The 16,777-nt window shown below is 31.7% G+C and carries 12 protein-coding genes and 1 other RNA gene; 7 read left to right on the top strand and 6 right to left on the bottom strand.

Annotation, left to right across the window (positions count from 1 at the left end):
- A partial coding sequence (locus RMO70_RS06585) for a Brp/Blh family beta-carotene 15,15'-dioxygenase (protein WP_310555632.1) occupies window positions 1-359 on the top strand: 359 nt, incomplete at its 5' end.
- Between the two features lie 72 nt (window positions 360-431).
- Here RMO70_RS06585 and dnaK read toward each other — a convergent pair.
- Window positions 432-2,312 (bottom strand): molecular chaperone DnaK, encoded by a 1,881-nt coding sequence (dnaK, locus tag RMO70_RS06580; protein ID WP_310555631.1) that lies wholly within the window; start codon window positions 2,310-2,312, stop codon window positions 432-434.
- Window positions 2,313-3,560: 1,248 nt separating this feature from the next.
- Here dnaK and RMO70_RS06575 point away from each other — a divergent pair.
- From RMO70_RS06575 to RMO70_RS06560, 4 genes are read left to right on the top strand one after another with little or no spacing between them, the layout of a single operon-like run.
- Window positions 3,561-4,526 carry a hypothetical protein gene (locus RMO70_RS06575; RefSeq protein ID WP_310555630.1) on the top strand — a complete coding sequence of 322 codons (966 nt, stop codon included), beginning with the start codon at window positions 3,561-3,563 and terminating at the stop codon, window positions 4,524-4,526.
- Window positions 4,523-5,761 (top strand): NAD(P)/FAD-dependent oxidoreductase, encoded by a 1,239-nt coding sequence (locus RMO70_RS06570; protein WP_310555629.1) that lies wholly within the window; start codon window positions 4,523-4,525, stop codon window positions 5,759-5,761. Before RMO70_RS06575 ends, RMO70_RS06570 begins: the two co-directional genes overlap by 4 nt.
- A 5-nt stretch (window positions 5,762-5,766) precedes the next feature.
- Entirely contained in the window at window positions 5,767-7,173 is a 1,407-nt protein-coding gene (locus tag RMO70_RS06565) for a DUF6056 family protein (protein WP_310555628.1), read from the top strand.
- 51 nt (window positions 7,174-7,224) lie between these two features.
- Window positions 7,225-7,650, top strand: a complete 426-nt coding sequence (locus tag RMO70_RS06560) for a BLUF domain-containing protein (RefSeq protein WP_310555627.1) — start codon at window positions 7,225-7,227, stop codon at window positions 7,648-7,650.
- A 44-nt stretch (window positions 7,651-7,694) separates the two neighbouring features.
- Here RMO70_RS06560 and RMO70_RS06555 read toward each other — a convergent pair whose 3' ends face one another.
- Window positions 7,695-9,311, bottom strand: a complete 1,617-nt coding sequence (locus tag RMO70_RS06555) for an ATP-binding cassette domain-containing protein (protein ID WP_310555626.1) — start codon at window positions 9,309-9,311, stop codon at window positions 7,695-7,697.
- 153 nt (window positions 9,312-9,464) lie between these two features.
- Between RMO70_RS06555 and RMO70_RS06550 the strand changes: the two genes are divergently transcribed.
- Window positions 9,465-10,856, top strand: a complete 1,392-nt coding sequence (locus RMO70_RS06550) for a thioredoxin-like domain-containing protein (RefSeq protein ID WP_310555625.1) — start codon at window positions 9,465-9,467, stop codon at window positions 10,854-10,856.
- A 70-nt stretch (window positions 10,857-10,926) separates the two neighbouring features.
- Here the strand turns inward: RMO70_RS06550 and fsa are convergent, their stop codons facing one another.
- The 3 genes from fsa to ffs all read right to left on the bottom strand — a co-directional run bounded on the left by fsa (window position 10,927) and on the right by ffs (window position 12,862).
- On the bottom strand, window positions 10,927-11,583 hold the full coding sequence (gene fsa, locus RMO70_RS06545) for a fructose-6-phosphate aldolase (RefSeq protein WP_310555624.1): 657 nt from the start codon (window positions 11,581-11,583) through the stop codon (window positions 10,927-10,929).
- A gap of 144 nt (window positions 11,584-11,727) precedes the next feature.
- Window positions 11,728-12,528, bottom strand: a complete 801-nt coding sequence (locus RMO70_RS06540; protein ID WP_310555623.1) for an SDR family oxidoreductase — start codon at window positions 12,526-12,528, stop codon at window positions 11,728-11,730.
- A 236-nt stretch (window positions 12,529-12,764) separates the two neighbouring features.
- Window positions 12,765-12,862: signal recognition particle sRNA small type (ffs, locus tag RMO70_RS06535), an RNA gene on the bottom strand.
- Window positions 12,863-12,950: 88 nt separating this feature from the next.
- On the opposite strand from ffs, the gene RMO70_RS06530 reads away from it, so the two are divergent.
- A complete protein-coding gene (locus tag RMO70_RS06530; RefSeq protein ID WP_310555622.1) occupies window positions 12,951-14,018 on the top strand; it encodes a glutaminyl-peptide cyclotransferase in 1,068 nt (355 codons plus the stop codon).
- Between the two features lie 425 nt (window positions 14,019-14,443).
- Here the strand turns inward: RMO70_RS06530 and RMO70_RS06525 are convergent.
- Window positions 14,444-16,777 (bottom strand): Ig-like domain-containing protein (locus RMO70_RS06525; protein ID WP_310555621.1); only part of this gene is annotated, 2,334 nt, incomplete at its 5' end.

The following is a 16,777-nucleotide window of genomic DNA, read 5'->3' as shown; positions in this document are numbered from 1 at the left end:
AAATTTTACTTGAAGTGTTTTATTTATTGGTTTTCACAATCATTTTTTTGTCATCAAGTTTAATTTGGGGATTTGCCATTTATTTTATTATTTGGCACAGTATTCCGTCAATGATTGATCAAATTAAATATTTATATATTGATGTAACTTTTTCAAATTTCAAATTGTATTTCAAATCTGCTTTTTTTTATTGGATTGCTTCTTTGTTTGGAATTGCAATTTTGTATTACATTTTCAAAGATGAAAAAATATTCAATGCTTTGTTCTTTTCGTTTTTGGCAGCAATTACTTTTCCGCATGTTTTGGTAATTTTGAAAATGTTTGGGAGTTCGAAAAGGGTTAAAGAATTTAGGACATAAAAAAACCGAGAAATTTCTTACTCGGTTTAGTCTATTATCTAAAAGTCTATTATCTTTTTGTCTAAAAAAGAATTACTTAACTTCTTCAAATTCCACATCTTGAACATCGTCTCCTTGTGTTTCAGCTTGTGGCTGTGCTTGTTGACCTTGTTCTCCTTGAGCATACATTGCTTCTGTAGCTGTTTTCCAAGCTGCATTTACATTGTCCAATCCTTTTTGAATCGCTTCAAGATCTTGAGAACCGTGAGCCATTCTCAATTCTGTCAAAGCATATTCGATAGCCGTTTTGTGCTCGTCAGTAATTTTATCTGCCAATTCTTTCAATTGAGTTTCCGTTTGGAAAATTAAACTATCAGCTTCATTGATTTTTTCAACTCTTTCTCTTGCGATTTTGTCAGCTCCAGCGTTAGCTTCAGCATCTTTTTTCATTCTTTCGATTTCTTCAGAAGTTAATCCAGAAGAAGCTTCGATACGAATATCGTGAGATTTACCAGTTCCTTTATCAGTTGCAGAAACTTTGATGATACCATTAGCATCAATATCAAAAGTTACTTCAATTTGTGGAACACCTCTTGGTGCTGGTGGAATACCGTCCAAGTTGAAACGACCAATTGTTTTGTTATCAACAGCCATAGCTCTTGCACCTTGAAGAACGTGTAGTTCAACAGTTGGTTGAGAATCTGCAGCAGTAGAGAAAATTTGTGATTTTTTAGTTGGAATAGTTGTGTTAGATTCGATTAAGATTGTCATTACACCACCCATAGTTTCGATTCCTAAAGATAAAGGTGTAACGTCAAGTAACAATACATCTTTTACATCTCCAGAAAGAACTCCACCTTGAATAGCAGCTCCAATAGCAACAACTTCATCAGGATTTACTCCTTTAGATGCTTTTTTACCAAAGAATTTTTCAACTTCGTCAGCAATTCTTGGCATTCTTGTAGAACCTCCAACAAGGATAACTTCGTCGATATCTTTTACAGTTAAACCAGCATCTTTTAATGCTTTAGCAACTGGTTCCATAGAACGTTTTACTAAAGTATCAGATAATTGCTCGAATTTAGCTCTTGTTAATTTTTTAACTAAGTGTTTTGGTCCAGAAGCAGTAGCTGTAACGTATGGTAAGTTGATTTCTGTTTCAGCAGAAGATGACAACTCGATTTTAGCTTTTTCAGCAGCTTCTTTAATTCTTTGTAATGACATTGGATCCAAACGCAAGTCAATTTCTTCTTCAGCTTTAAATTCATCTGCCAACCAGTCAATGATAGTTTGGTCAAAATCATCTCCACCTAAGTGAGTATCTCCATTTGTAGAAAGAACTTCAAAAACTCCGTCTCCTAATTCAAGGATAGAAATATCAAATGTACCTCCACCTAAATCGTATACTGCGATTTTTTGATCTACACCTTTTTTGTCTAATCCGTAAGCCAGTGCTGCAGCAGTTGGTTCGTTGATGATTCTCATTACTTTCAAACCAGCAATTTCTCCAGCTTCTTTAGTAGCTTGACGTTGCGCATCGTTAAAATATGCAGGAACAGTAATAACTGCTTCTGTAACGGTTTGACCTAGATAGTCTTCCGCAGTTTTTTTCATTTTTTGAAGTGTCATAGCTGACAATTCTTGTGCAGAATACAAACGACCATCAATATCCACACGTGGTGTGTTGTTGTCACCTTTTACTACTGAATAAGGAACTCTTTTAGCCTCTTCGGTAGTTTCAGCAAAAGTGTGTCCCATAAAACGTTTGATAGATGCAACTGTTTTAGTAGGGTTTGTAACTGCTTGTCTTTTTGCAGGATCACCTACTTTAATTTCTCCACCTTCTACAAATGCAATGATAGATGGCGTTGTTCTTTTACCTTCAGCATTAGGAATTACAACTGCTTCTTGTCCTTCCATAACAGATACGCAAGAGTTTGTAGTACCTAAATCAATTCCGATGATTTTTCCCATTTTGTTTTATTTTAATTTATTGTGTTTTCTATTTATAAACTTATTTCCAATATGACAATCATTGTGCCAATACGAAGATGGATTCAAATTGGCAGTTTTCAGGGTTTTAAAGGGAAATTGATATGACAAGTTGGCGGTTTTCAGAAGCAAATCCTGCTTTCATTCCAAATTTTGGGTTTTGAAACTGTTTTTTCTAAGTCAAAAAACGAACTTCCTTTGGTCGTTGTTTTTTACCAAGAAAAAATGGGTTTCAAAACCCAAAGATTTTCCCTTTAAACTAAGTTCACTGAACTCCAATAAAAAATATAGTATAGTGAAGTAACAAGGGCTAGAGCAAATGAGAAGTTTCAACTCTTTTTCTCATTTTTAGTTTTTCATTATTTTGTTTTAAAGTATCTATTCTTTTAACATTTGATTTGCATTGAATTTTTAATAAAATAAATTTTCTTTATAATGCAACATCTTCTAAACCATAATCTGTATAGGCACAAGCGGTATAACCTTAGTATTTTTCTTCTTTAAGAATTTTATAATTTTCAATTTCTTCACCTGTTCGATTTTTTCGAGTCTCATATTGTTAGATACAGCAACTGGAAAAGAATCAATAATGTTATGCATCTCACAACAAAATCTTTAAAATAAGAACTAATTTCAAATAACTTATGCAATAATTTCCTTATTTTATGCTATCGCCAGTTAAATCTACTTTGTTCTAACATATTGGGAATAAACCCAAACTGTTTCATAAATTTAATAGCTGAACAATGATTACCATAAAATTTGTTGATGAAACAATCCCTGTTAAAATGATTTCACTATCAAAAACTTGTCTTCTTACATTATTTTTTTAATCAATTCCTTTTAAAATACCATCAATTAAACAAAAAATTGGTATAATTTTGTCTTTGCAAAGCATAGGTTCTGTTTATTGGTTAGCAAAACAAATTTACTAAACCTTTCGCTTTGTTTTTTTAATTTGGCAAACTAGCAACTTGAATTAATTACTAAAATATTTTCGGTTGACTTGTTTAATCATTCAGAATTCATCAAGCAAGACTCAATAATAATAGTATTATTTTTTGTTTTTATACACATTGAATGGATTGGTCGTGAACGGGAATTTGCAATTTCGAAAATTGATTTAAAATTGCCTAAAATAATTAGATGGTCAATTTATTATACTGTAATATTATTGATTTTTTATTTTGGTGGTTCTGATCAAAATTTTATTTATTTTCAATTTTAAATATGAAAAAATTTATTAAACAAATTAGTCTTTTTTTATTTCCATTAATAATTTTTGCATTCATAATTGATTTTTTTATTTCAAAAAATTTAAAGAAATCAAATTCATTTGCACATAAAGAATATTCTATATGGAATGACATTTTAGATAAAAAAATAAATGCAGATGTTTTAATATACGGAAGTTCAAGAGCTTGGGTTCAAATTGATCCATCAATGATTTCCAATAACTTAAAAATGACTTGCTACAATTTAGGAATAGATGGACACAATTTTTGGTTACAAAATTTACGTCACGTTTTATTTTTAGAAAACAATCAGAAGCCAAAATTAATCATTCATTCTCTCGATATTTTTACATTGTCCAAAATTCCTAATTTAGTAAATTCTGAACAATTTTTACCATATATGTTGTTTGACAATAAAATTAAAAATGCAACAATTAGTTACAAAGGTTTTAAAATTACAGATTATTATTTGCCTTTAATTAGATATTATGGAAACCACGATGCTTTAAAAACTGCCATATCGATGAGTCAAAATAATGAAAATAAAATTGAAAGAATCAATGGATATCAAGGTCAAGACAAAAAATGGGACTTTGAATTTGAAAAAGCAAAAAAATTAGCTCCATTTATAGAAATTCCATTCGACCAAGCAACTTTAGAATTGTTTGATAATTATATAAAAGAATGTAAATTAAAAAACATTAAATTAATTTTTGTTTATACGCCTGAATACATTGATGGTCAGTTATTTGTAAAAAACAGAAAACATATTCTTGATACTTATATAGGAATAAGTAAAAAATATGCGATTCCATTTTATGATTATTCGAATGATAGTATTTCATTTAATAAAAAACTTTTTTATAATACATTACATTTGAATAAAAATGGTTCACAACTTTTCTCTAAAAAATTTATTGATACTTTAAAGAATGATAAAATAATTAAAAGTTTGCTATGAAACCAAATATAACTATAATCGGAGCAGGAATTTCAGGATTAACTGCAGCCGTTTATCTACATAAAAAAGGATACAAAATTCAAATTCTCGAAGCAAGCGAGCGTGCTGGCGGAAGAATCAAAACGGATCTGGTTGATGGTTTCAGATTAGATAGAGGTTTTCAGGTTTTACTGACAGAATATCCCGAAACTAAAGCCTTGTTGGATTACGATAAACTAAAACTAAAACAATTTTTACCTGGAGCAACGGTGCTTTATGATGGCGGGCAATTCGAAATCGCTGATCCGTTTCGTCGTCCATCGGCAACATTTGCAACACTTTTTGCACCAGTTGGTTCATTAAAAGATAAAATAAATACACTTTTTTTGAAAAATAAATTAGTAAAAATCACTATCTCTAATATTTTTAAACAAACCGAAAAATCAACTTTAGAGCAATTATCAAATTATGGTTTTAGTCAAAAAATGATTGACCGTTTTTACAAACCATTTTTTGCAGGAATTTTTCTCGAAAACGATTTAAAAACATCGAGCAATATGTTCGATTTTGTAATGAAAATGTTTTCCGAAGGCGATGCAGCCATTCCAGAATTAGGTATGGAAGAAATTCCAAAGCAATTAGTGGCAATGCTTCCAGAAAACACAATTATTTACAATATAAAAGTTTCTGAAATTGAAAACAACAAAATAATTTGCGAAAACGGACAAACTTTCAAAACTGATAAAATCATTATTGCAACGGAAGCTATTGGTTTTGCTTCAAATTATATTCCTAAAACAAAACAAAATTTCCATCAAGTTACCAATGTTTATTTTGAAGCCAAAATTGCTCCAACTAAAAAAGCTGTTGTTGTTTTGAATGCTGCTACAACAAAAAAATGGGTCAATAATTTGACCGTAATGTCGAATGTTACTAATAAATATGCACCAACTGGAAAAGTTTTAATTTCAGTTTCCTATAACGGAATTCCTGATAGTAATGATGAAACTTTAGCAAAAAATATAAAAAACGAACTAAAAAATTGGTACGGAAATCAAGTTAATGATTGGGAAATGATTAAAACTTATAGAATTAATTACGCCTTACCAAACCAAGAAAAAGTATCAAACGAATTATCAAATTCTGATATTATAATCAACGAAAATTTATTTCTTTGTGGCGATTATTTAATGAATGGATCTATAAACGCTGCAATGAAATCAGGACGAATGGTTGCAGAATTAATTACTAGTTAAAGAAAATGATAAAACCTAAAAAAATAATTTTTAAGCTAGTATCTTTTTTTAGTTTAATTGTAATAATTTCCATTTTACTACTAAATTTGAATACATTTTATTGGGCTGACGATTATAATTTTATGGTCGATTTAGAAACCAATGGAATTTTACAAAACTGTATAAAAGGTTATTTCAATTGGGATGGACGATTTTTATCATTAGCTGCTTTTTTTCAAGGTTTTTTTCTAAAATACATTCAAATTGAATTTGTCACACTATTTTGGAGCCTTTGTTTTTTAGGTAGTGGATTGTTTTTATACAAAATCATTACTTTAGAACTTAATTTTTCGAAAGCAAAATCAAATCACAAAATTATTTTCTTTATTGTTACTTCTCTTATTTTATGGTTGGGTTCCTATTCTCATCTTTTTGAAACTATATATTGGGGAACTGGTGGTGTATATTCACTAGATTTATTATTGGGTGCCCTCTGGATTTATATTTTTTTACGATTTCAAAAAAATAATTTTTCAATTCAATCTAAAATTTTATTTTTTTTATTCTCTATAATTATTGGTTCTACAACACAAAATTTATCTGTTGCTGTCATTACATTACTACTTATAACAATGTGTATTGATTTTTTAGATTCAAAAAAAACAAGTTTAAAATACAATTCATTACTGCTTTTAGCATTGATATTTGGATTACTTTTTATAGTCTTAGCGCCAGGCAATTTTAAAAGAATGGATAATATTGAAAATTTAAACACATCCTACATATCCTTTTGGTCTATAATTAAAGGATTTTTAACTGTCCTTTTAAGCTATTCCAAACGGGCATTACTGCTTGTCATTTTAGCTGCAATTGGAGCAATTGCAATACGCTTTCAAAGCTGTTCTAGACAAGAAAACCAAGAAGACTCTACCCAAGTTATTTCAATAAAACAAAAGTCAAAATGGCTTTTAACTCAACTCAAATGGCTTTTAGTAGCATTAAGCACTATTACTCCATTTGCATTTATGCCTCAAATGGCTTCACATCGAACCACAATATTTTTTCTGTTTTTCATACAGATTTTTGTTTATTATATTGTGCTCTCTTTCAAATCCAAAGAAGCAATTTATGTGAGTTCAAAAAGATTTCAAACTTCTATTGTCTTGCTATTATTGATAATTTCATTATCAGGAATATTTGCAGGATACAATTTAAAAAAAGGATTAATTCTCAAAGAAGTAATTACTGAAAGAGAAAATATTTTAAAGAAATCTGAAAATAAAGTGGTAATCATCAAATTAATAAATCCAAGTTTGAAAAGTCGGTGTTTTAATTTTAATGATTTTAATATACAGAACAAAACGGGTACAGATTTTATACAAACTGGGCAAGAAAAGTACTATAAAGTAAAAAAAATCAATGTTATTGAATAAAATATTCAATTAATTAACTATCTTTAGTATTAAAACTCATAAATCATCAAAATGTATAGAATAATCTATTTAAGTTCCGCCACAAAGCTTTTAACTGATGATGAGTTGCATACTCTTTTAACACATTCAAAATCAAATAATGTTAAATATAATATTACTGGTTTGCTACTTTACATTGATGGAGATTTCTTGCAAGTTATCGAAGGAGAAAAACAAACGGTATTAAATCTTTTTGAGTTAATAAAAATGGACACAAGAAATCGCTCTATAATATGTGTTTTTAATGAAGAAGTTAATGAAAGGCAATTTCCAGATTGGTCAATGGGTTTTAGCCAGTTAAGTTACAATGATTTACAAAAAATAGATGCTTTTGAGGGAATTACAAAAAAGTCTTTATCAAATATTACTGATAAAGTAGCAGTTAGCTTTATAAACACTTTTGTTAGATCTCATAGTAATCATATCCTTTTTACATAAAAAAACTCCAGATTTACTGGAGTTTTAAAATATAATGGACTAAATTAGTTATACATTTTAGTTCTTAATTCTTTTATTTTATCATCGTCAAGGTATTCGTCAAAAGTAGTATAACGATCAATAACTCCATTTGGAGTAATTTCTAAAACTCTATTGGCTACCGTTTGAGCAAACTCGTGATCGTGAGTAGTGAACAAAACAGAACCTTTAAAGTTTTTTAATGAATTGTTAAATGCAGTAATGGATTCCAAATCCAAATGATTTGTAGGTTCATCTAGCATTAAAACATTGGCTCGCATCATCATCATTCTAGACAACATGCAGCGAACTTTTTCTCCACCAGATAAAACACGACCTGTTTTCAGAGCTTCTTCACCAGAAAAAATCATTTTTCCAAGAAAACCACGAACAAACACTTCATCACGTTCTTCTTCAGTTTTTGCCCATTGGCGCAACCAGTCCACAAGTGTCAAATCGTTTTCAAAAAAACTGTGATTGTCTCCTGGTAAATAGGATTGATTGGTTGTAATTCCCCAGTCAAAAGTTCCAGAATCTGGAGTTAAATTTCCATTTAATATTTCATAAAACGCTGATGTTGCTCGTGAATCTTTAGAAAAAACGACTACTTTATCACCTTTGGCCATATTCAAATCTACATTTTTGAACAAAAACTCTCCATCTACCGAAGCGCTCAAACCTTGTACATTAAGTATTTGATCACCTGCTTCACGCTCGGTTTCAAAAATAATAGCTGGATAACGACGTGACGATGGTTTTATATCGGATAAATTTAATTTATCAATCATTTTTTTACGAGAAGTAGCTTGTTTTGATTTGGCTACATTCGCGCTAAAACGACGAATAAATTCCTCTAATTCCGCTTTCTTTTCTTCTGCCTTTTTATTTTGCTGTGCACGTTGTTTTGCCGCTAACTGACTGGATTCATACCAAAAAGTATAATTCCCTGAGTAATGGTTAATTTTATTGAAATCAATATCTGAAACGTGAGTACAAACGGCATCCAGAAAGTGACGGTCGTGAGAAACAACTAATACTGTATTTTCGTAGTTTGCAAGAAAATTTTCCAACCAACCTATGGTTTCAAAATCCAAATCATTAGTAGGCTCATCCATAACTAACACATCAGGATTCCCAAAAAGAGCTTGTGCCAAAAGCACACGAACTTTAAGTTTTCCTTCAACGTCTCCCATTAAGGTATAGTGAAAATCTTCTACAATACCCAAGTTTGATAACATTGTTGCAGCATCAGAATCAGCATTCCAACCATTCATTTCTTCAAATTGGACTTGCAACTCTCCTATTCTATCGACTTTATCGTCTGAATAATCCGCATACAAATCGTCCATTTCTTTCTTAACAGCAAACAAGGTTTTGTTCCCCATCAATACGGTTTCAAGAACTGTGTTTTGGTCAAACATATTGTGGTTTTGGTTCAAAACCGACATCCGTTTTCCTGGTTCAAGGATTACACGTCCTGATGTTGGGTCAATATCGCCTGATAATATTTTTAAAAAAGTAGATTTTCCAGCACCATTGGCTCCAATAATTCCATAGCAATTACCTTGGGTAAAGGTGGTGTTTACTTCGTCGAATAAAATTCGCTTACCAAATTGTACTGATAAATTTGAAACTGTCAACATTGATTTATTTTTTTATAAAAGTGTTGCAAAAGTAACAAAAAATAGTGTTTTCAAGAAGTAATCTTTATAATATGTTAAGGACTATTTTTAACGCTACATTAACAGCAGGATATTCTTTTAAAAAATATATTTGTTTTAAATAAATAATTATCAATGGTTGCCTATTTTAGAAAATTATATTTTACACCTTCAATAATTGCAATACTCTCATTAATTTCCTGTAATAAGGTATTTAATGAAGATAAAAATGTTGCTTATTTTGGAGGAGAGATTATAAATCCAAATTCAAAATTCGTACTTCTGTGCAAAGACAATGAAGTTATTGACACCATAGTATTAGATCATAAAAATAGATTTCTTCAAAGATACGATTCGCTTTCTCCTGGAATGTATACTTTTAAACACGAACCTGAATACCAAAATATTTATTTTGACAAAAACGATAGTTTAATGATTCGTTTGAATACCAATGAATTTGACAATTCATTAACATTTTGTGGTCGTGGTGACGAAAAAAATAATTTTCTAATGGAACTTTTTCTAAAAAATGAAGAAGACAAAAATGCCTCTTTTGGAATATATGATTATGATTTCAAGACTTTTTCAACAACTATAGAAAAAGGATATGAATCAAAAAAGGCATATTATACTAGAAAAAAAATAGATATTAATTGGAACGATGATTTTGATTTGTATGCAAAAACGATGCTTGATATGCCTCATCTATCAAAGAAAGAATCTTATCCGTTTGCACACAAAAGCAGAACTGGTGAAGATATTTGTAAAAATTTACCAAAAAACTATTATGATTTCAGAAAAGAAATAAATTTCAATAACGAGAAATTAACCACTTTTTCTCCATTTGTACGTTATTTAACGTCGATGCTAAATAATTTTTCTTGTAAGGAGCATGATCCAAAAACACTTGAAAACAATATTAAAAAATTAAATGTTGTAGACTCTATATTCACAAATAAAAAAATTAGAAATACAATGTTGAATAACATTGCTTTTATGTATTTGTTAGAGGATCAAAATATGATGAACAACAAGCAATTTTTAGATCAATATTTTGCCCTTTCAACAGACATTGAAAAACAAAAAGAAATTAAAAAAATTGAACAATCAATAAAATTTTTAGCACCAAACAAGAAGTTGCCAAAAGTAGATTTAATTGATATTAATGGTAAATCAATTGATATAAATTCAATAATCACAACTAAAACAGTAGTTTATTTTTGTTCAACAGAGGCAAAATCACATTTAGAATTATCACACAAACGAGCTTCTGAATTGCATAAAAAACATCCTGATTGGAATTTCATTTCGATTAATATTGACGATTCATCAAGCAAATGGAAAGAGGAATTATCAAAATACAAATTCACAAATTCAACGGAATTACACGCATCAAATTTTGAAGAAATTAAAGACAAATGGGTTATTACAAAAATTCATCGTGCAATGCTACTTCATAAAGACGGAACAATAAACAATGGATTTGTAAGCTTATTTGATGTGAATTTTGAACAAAAATTAAACTAAGTAAATCAATTCAATTAAAAAAACGATTTCAGAAAACTGAAATCGCTTTTTTAATTGAATTAAAAATCTACTATTTATTTCCTTTTTCAAAATCAGCCACAAACTGTGCCAACCCAATATCAGTCAAAGGATGTTTCAACAAACCATATATGGCTGAAAGAGGTCCAGTCATTACATCAGCACCTATTTTTGCACAATTAACAATATGCATCGTATGACGAACCGAAGCCGCTAATATTTGGGTTTCGTATCCATAATTGTCATAAATTTCACGAATTTCTTCAATTAATGCTAATCCGTCTGTCGAGATATCGTCCAAACGACCTATAAATGGAGAAACATAAGTAGCGCCTGCTTTTGCAGCCAATAAGGCTTGACCTGCTGAAAAAACAAGAGTTACATTCGTTTTTATTTCTCTATCCGAAAAATATTTGGCAGCCATAATACCTTCTTTGGTCATAGGCAATTTTACCACAATTTGAGGGTGCAAATCTGCTAACTCCTCGCCTTCTCTAATCATTCCGTCAAAATCAAGTGCATTCACTTCAGCACTCACATCGCCTTCCACAAGGTTACAAATGGCAACATAATGTTTCAAAATATTATCTTTACCCGTAATTCCCTCTTTGGCCATTAAACTAGGATTGGTCGTTACACCATCCAAAACCCCAAGTGCTTGTGCTTCTTTGATTTGTGCTAAATTAGCCGTGTCAATAAAAAATTTCATAATCTTAATTTATATTTAATTGTGTGTTTATTTTCTTTGGGCGTGACCCTTCGTAAAAAACTTAGGGTCGTGCTTTCGGCTTTATCTTTTTTCGTACCTCAAAAAGGATATCGCCTTAATCACTCACGCAAAACGAGTGCAAAATTACAATTTATAATGATTCATTAGTATTTTTTCATACATTTTATCAGGAAGTATTCGTTTTAAAACTATCGAAAATTTCTGCATAAAAGCGCCTACTTTATAATGAATTTTAGGATTTGGATCCTGAATTATATTGTAAACAGCTTCAGCCATCTCATTAGGATTACTTCCAGAATCTACGTGATTATTCATCATTTCAAGAACAGTACTATATGGTTTTTCATAATCAGAGCCAACAATAACTGGTGCATGATAACGACCAGCTGCAATATTAGTAGCAAAATCACCTGGTGCAATATTTGTTATATGAATCCCGAATGACTTTACTTCCATTCGTAACGCTTCTGTTATAATTTCTAAGGCTCCTTTTGAAGCTGAATAAATACTACGATACGGCAATCCCATATAACCTGCAATGGAAGTAATATTGATAATCAAACCCGATTTTTGAGCACGCATTTGTGGTAAAACGGCTTTCATTACTTCTATTGGACCAAAAAAATTGGTTTCAAAATTATTTTTGATTTCTGCCGTTGGAATTTCTTCCAGAGGTCCCGTAATTCCAACTCCAGCATTGTTTATCATAACATCTATCCTACCCGATTTTTGAATAATTTGTGTAATAGTATTTTGAATTGAACTTATATCTCGAACATCTAAAGCAAGAAGTGGAAAAATTGAATTGTTTATTTTTTCGGGATTTCTACTTGTACCATAAACAATGTATCCTTTGTGGTGTAGAAATTCTCCTATAGATTTTCCTATACCAGACGATGCTCCTGTGATTAAAACTACTTTCATTAAATATTTTTGAGATTTGTATTTGAAACAAAGATACGAATTTGAAGACAATGTTGCTTTCTAGCCCCGATTGAAGCGAAAACCCTTTTGAGAAAAAAAACTATTTTTTGTGGCGTATGCAAAGCGACCAAAGGAAGCTCTTGCAGGCGGTTACAAAAAAAGGTTTTTGAACAAAAGGTTGTAGTGAAAAGCGAGAATAGCTTCAAAAAAAAATCTTCCAAACTTGGAAGATTAAAAAATGGCAAGCGACCTACATCGCACCGCTCAACCACATACCTTTGCTGCGTTCCCACCCTGGAGGAGTCTGCAGGAGCTGGTCGTGTAGGACTTGCCGCTGCAAATATACAATCTTTTTATATTTTTGCAAGTAGATTGTATTATATAAAATGGTGTTGTATATTGTAATCGCAAATTTTTGACAAATGAAAAAATATAACCTATTAGCATTCATAACCTTAATGTCTTTTTTTAGTAATTGTTCTGAGGATAAAAAAAACTTATTTTCTATAGATGAGTCACAATTTAAATTACTTTATCATACTGATGATGTGGTTTCGTTGTCTATAAAAAACGAAAAGAATAAAAAAATTGATTCTGTCGTTTATTTTAACAACGATAAAAAGTTGACTACAATAAAAGAAAATACTGTTTTTAAATTTGATTTGGCTAACGAAAAATTAGGTTATAAAAATATTAAAGTACTAGTATATTATGAAGGTGAAAGCGCGGAAATTCAAGCTCGAATTGAAGTAGTATCAAGTGTTGAACCCAGATTATTAAATTATACCATCATAAATACGTATCCTCACGATTTAAAAGCGTATACACAAGGATTGGAATTTTATCGTGATACTTTATACGAAGGAACTGGAAATGGTGCTGGAAGCGGAACAGGGATTCGTGGCATTTCAAGCTTGCGTAAGACTAACTATAAAACAGGTGAAGTTTATAAAAAAATAGAACTTTCAGAGAAATATTTTGGTGAGGGCATAACTGTTTTAAACAATAAGGTGTATCAACTGACATATCAAAATAATGAAGGCTATGTGTATAATGCGGATACTTTTGCGAAAGAAAAAACGTTGCCTTATTTTAAAAAAATGGAGGGTTGGGGATTGACTAATGATGGCAAAAACTTATATATGACTGATAGTACAGAAACGATACAGGTCTTAGATCCTGAAACTTTTAAATCGATAGATAATTTCACAATATATTCTGGTTCCACAAAAATTCCTGCTGTAAACGAATTGGAATGGGTTGATGGTAAAATGTATGGAAATATATATCAAAAAGATGCTTTAGCAATTATAAATCCCAAAACAGGAGCTGTTGAGGCTGTGGTGAACTTGGTTGATTTAAAAAGTAAAGTAAAACAACATCCAGATGTTGATGTTTTAAATGGAGTTGCCTACAATCCAAAAACAAAAACTTTTTTTGTAACTGGCAAAAATTGGGATAAAATGTTTGAAATTAAAATTAAGGATTAACTCCACTCCTACTTTTTTTTGAATAAAAAATACATTTATTATAATGATAATTTAAACTCATTGTAAACCTAAGAATTATTGTCAATAAAAAATTCAAAAAAAGTAGTATAAATTTACCTGTTGTGTGTAATTAGTTTTTAATGATAATTTTTCGTCAGTTCGAGTTATTTTTGAAAAAAATCCTATTGACAACAAGAAAAACTTCATTAAAAACGATTCTCGATACACGTCACTTCGAGTAGCGAAGCGTATCGAGAAGTTTTGTACCGTTTTTCTCTGCACAAAAAAAAGTCGAACACACGTTATATCAATAATTACACCCAACAGGTAAATTTATTCTTTTTAATGTTATCTTCATATAATTTAAGAAACTAATTGAGATAAAAAAAACGAGCAATTGCTCGTTTTTTTTATCTCAATTTACTCTATCTTTTTAATGCGAAATGTGATTTAAACTCTTTGATGACATTGTCTTCTTCATACTCAATAGTGAACCAGTAATCCGTTGATGGTAATGCATTTCCTGCAAAACTACCATCCCAACCTGCTCCTGATGGTTGTATTTGTTTGACCAATTTACCAAGTCGATCAAAGATGTAAATTTTTGCATTAGTTTGTGCACTCAACGATGAAATATTCCAAGTGTCGTGTATTCCATCGCCGTTTGGTGTAAAATAACGGGGATAATCTACTATGAAAACTTCGGTTTCCAATCCATTACAAATATTCTTGGCTCTCACTACCTTGGTTCCTGGAGTCACATTTGCAAACACATTACTGCTTTGAAATGGTCCGTTTTCTATTTGGTATTCATACTCTCCCACTGGAACAACTGTTACGGTTACGGTTTGAGAATCTGCAAAATATGTCGTGGTTACTTCTGCCGTTATTTGCTCCAATTGATACACTTTTCTCACATTTACTGTAACTGGATCTGAAGCACAAAATGGGGCTACTTTTAAGGTGGCTTCCACGGTATAATTCCCATCTGCAATAGCAACATATGTACTTTGTGTTTGTCCTGCAATAACTCCATTGACATCAGACCATACAAAATCATACAACGTATTGTCTAATTTTGAATCGATTGTAAATGTACCTACAGGATTGTTACTTTGATTATAACAAATGTAACCATCCACTGGGGCTGGAATGGGCTTTGGGTTTATAGTAACTATTACCGATTGTGTTGTTGTTACCAAACAAGCATCTTCTACACTTACCAATTGGTAGGTGGTAGTTGCTGTTAATGGTACTGTTGGAATATCAATTGTTCCTGTTGTTGGGATAATTATGGTATTTCTTGTGCTATTTACGGTATAGACTACTGTAGCATTTGGGGTTCCCGTTATAGTTACCACTGGACTTGTTGTCGCATCGGAACATACTGCAGATGCAGAATTTAAGGTTATCAATGCCGTTGGCGATGGGGTTACAGTGACTATTTCAGTATCTTGACATCCATTAATATTGGTAAAGGTAATGGTAGTTGTTCCTACTGAAATTCCTGTAACTACTCCTGTATTTGAAATGGTAGCTATTGCTGGGTTGGAAGACAACCAAGGGCTTATTGCAGCTGGCGTGTTTCCTGTTAAGAGGGTTATTGTATTACTGACACAAACAGAAACTACTGCATTTGAAATTACTGGCAGGGCATTGATGGTAATATTTTCTGTGTCTTGACATCCGTTTATATTAGTATATGTTATAATCACTGTTCCTGCTGCAACACCTGTGACCAATCCTGTATTGCTAATCGTAGCTATTGCTGGATTGGAAGACAACCAAGGAGTTGTAAGTGCTGGCAAAGTGGTAGAGGCCAATTGGGTGGTATTGTTTACACACGCCGAAGCCACTCCGGATATCACTGGCAATACATTTATAGTAACCAATTGGGTGTCTTGACAACCATTGACATCCGTATAAGTTATCGTACTAGTCCCCACTGCAACTCCTGTGACTACTCCTGTATTTGAAATGGTAGCAATACCAACAGCAGAAGAAACCCAAGGGTTGGTTAGCGCTGGTGGGTTACTCGCCAATAATGTAGTGGTGCTTGCCACACAAGCAACTGGCGTTCCTGATATTACTGGAAGTGGATTTACGGTTACTGTTTCTGTATCTTGACAACCATTTACATCGGTATACGTTATAATCGTGGTTCCTGCGGCTAACCCTGAAACAACTCCTGTATTTGAGATTGTGGCTATTGCTGGGTTGGAAGATGTCCAAGCAGTTCCAACTGCAGGCGTGTTAGTGGCTGACAATGTGCTGGTATTGGTAATACAAACCAATGCTGTCCCCGAAATAACAGGCAATGCATTTATAGTTATGGTTTGTGTGTCTTGACAACCATTGACATCAGTATATGTTATTATGGTGGTTCCTGCCGAAACTCCTGTGACTACTCCTGTATTTGAAATGCTAGCGATACCAAGAGCCGAAGAAACCCATGGGTTGGTTAGCGCTGGTGTGTTGGTCGCTGATAATGTAGTAGTAGCTGCCACACAAGCAACTGGTGTTCCTGATATAACTGGAAGTGTACTTACGGTTATTGTCTCTGTATCTTGACAACCATTTGTATCGGTATAGGTTATTATGGTAGTTCCTGCGGCTAATCCTGAAACCACTCCTGTGTTTGAAATCGTTGCTATTGCTGGGTTGGAAGACAACCAAGGGCTTATTGTAGCTGGCGTATTGATGGCTGATAAGGTGATACTATTGCTCACACAAACAGAAACTACTGCATTTGAAATTAC

Source organism: Flavobacterium sp. (assembly GCF_031422135.1).
Taxonomy (GTDB): domain Bacteria; phylum Bacteroidota; class Bacteroidia; order Flavobacteriales; family Flavobacteriaceae; genus Flavobacterium.
The sequence above is the reverse complement of the archived record's forward strand: the minus strand, read 5'-3'. Positions and strand labels throughout refer to the sequence as shown.

What these genes read in the sequence shown, in the direction of transcription:
- dnaK (WP_310555631.1), bottom strand. Translation starts at nt 2,312, where the DNA reads ATGGGAAAAATCATCGGAATTGATTTAGGTACTACAAACTCTTGCGTA.
- RMO70_RS06575 (WP_310555630.1), top strand. Translation starts at nt 3,561, where the DNA reads ATGAAAAAATTTATTAAACAAATTAGTCTTTTTTTATTTCCATTAATA.
- RMO70_RS06570 (WP_310555629.1), top strand. Translation starts at nt 4,523, where the DNA reads ATGAAACCAAATATAACTATAATCGGAGCAGGAATTTCAGGATTAACT.
- RMO70_RS06565 (WP_310555628.1), top strand. Translation starts at nt 5,767, where the DNA reads ATGATAAAACCTAAAAAAATAATTTTTAAGCTAGTATCTTTTTTTAGT.
- RMO70_RS06560 (WP_310555627.1), top strand. Translation starts at nt 7,225, where the DNA reads ATGTATAGAATAATCTATTTAAGTTCCGCCACAAAGCTTTTAACTGAT.
- RMO70_RS06555 (WP_310555626.1), bottom strand. Translation starts at nt 9,311, where the DNA reads ATGTTGACAGTTTCAAATTTATCAGTACAATTTGGTAAGCGAATTTTA.
- RMO70_RS06550 (WP_310555625.1), top strand. Translation starts at nt 9,465, where the DNA reads ATGGTTGCCTATTTTAGAAAATTATATTTTACACCTTCAATAATTGCA.
- fsa (WP_310555624.1), bottom strand. Translation starts at nt 11,583, where the DNA reads ATGAAATTTTTTATTGACACGGCTAATTTAGCACAAATCAAAGAAGCA.
- RMO70_RS06540 (WP_310555623.1), bottom strand. Translation starts at nt 12,528, where the DNA reads ATGAAAGTAGTTTTAATCACAGGAGCATCGTCTGGTATAGGAAAATCT.
- RMO70_RS06530 (WP_310555622.1), top strand. Translation starts at nt 12,951, where the DNA reads ATGAAAAAATATAACCTATTAGCATTCATAACCTTAATGTCTTTTTTT.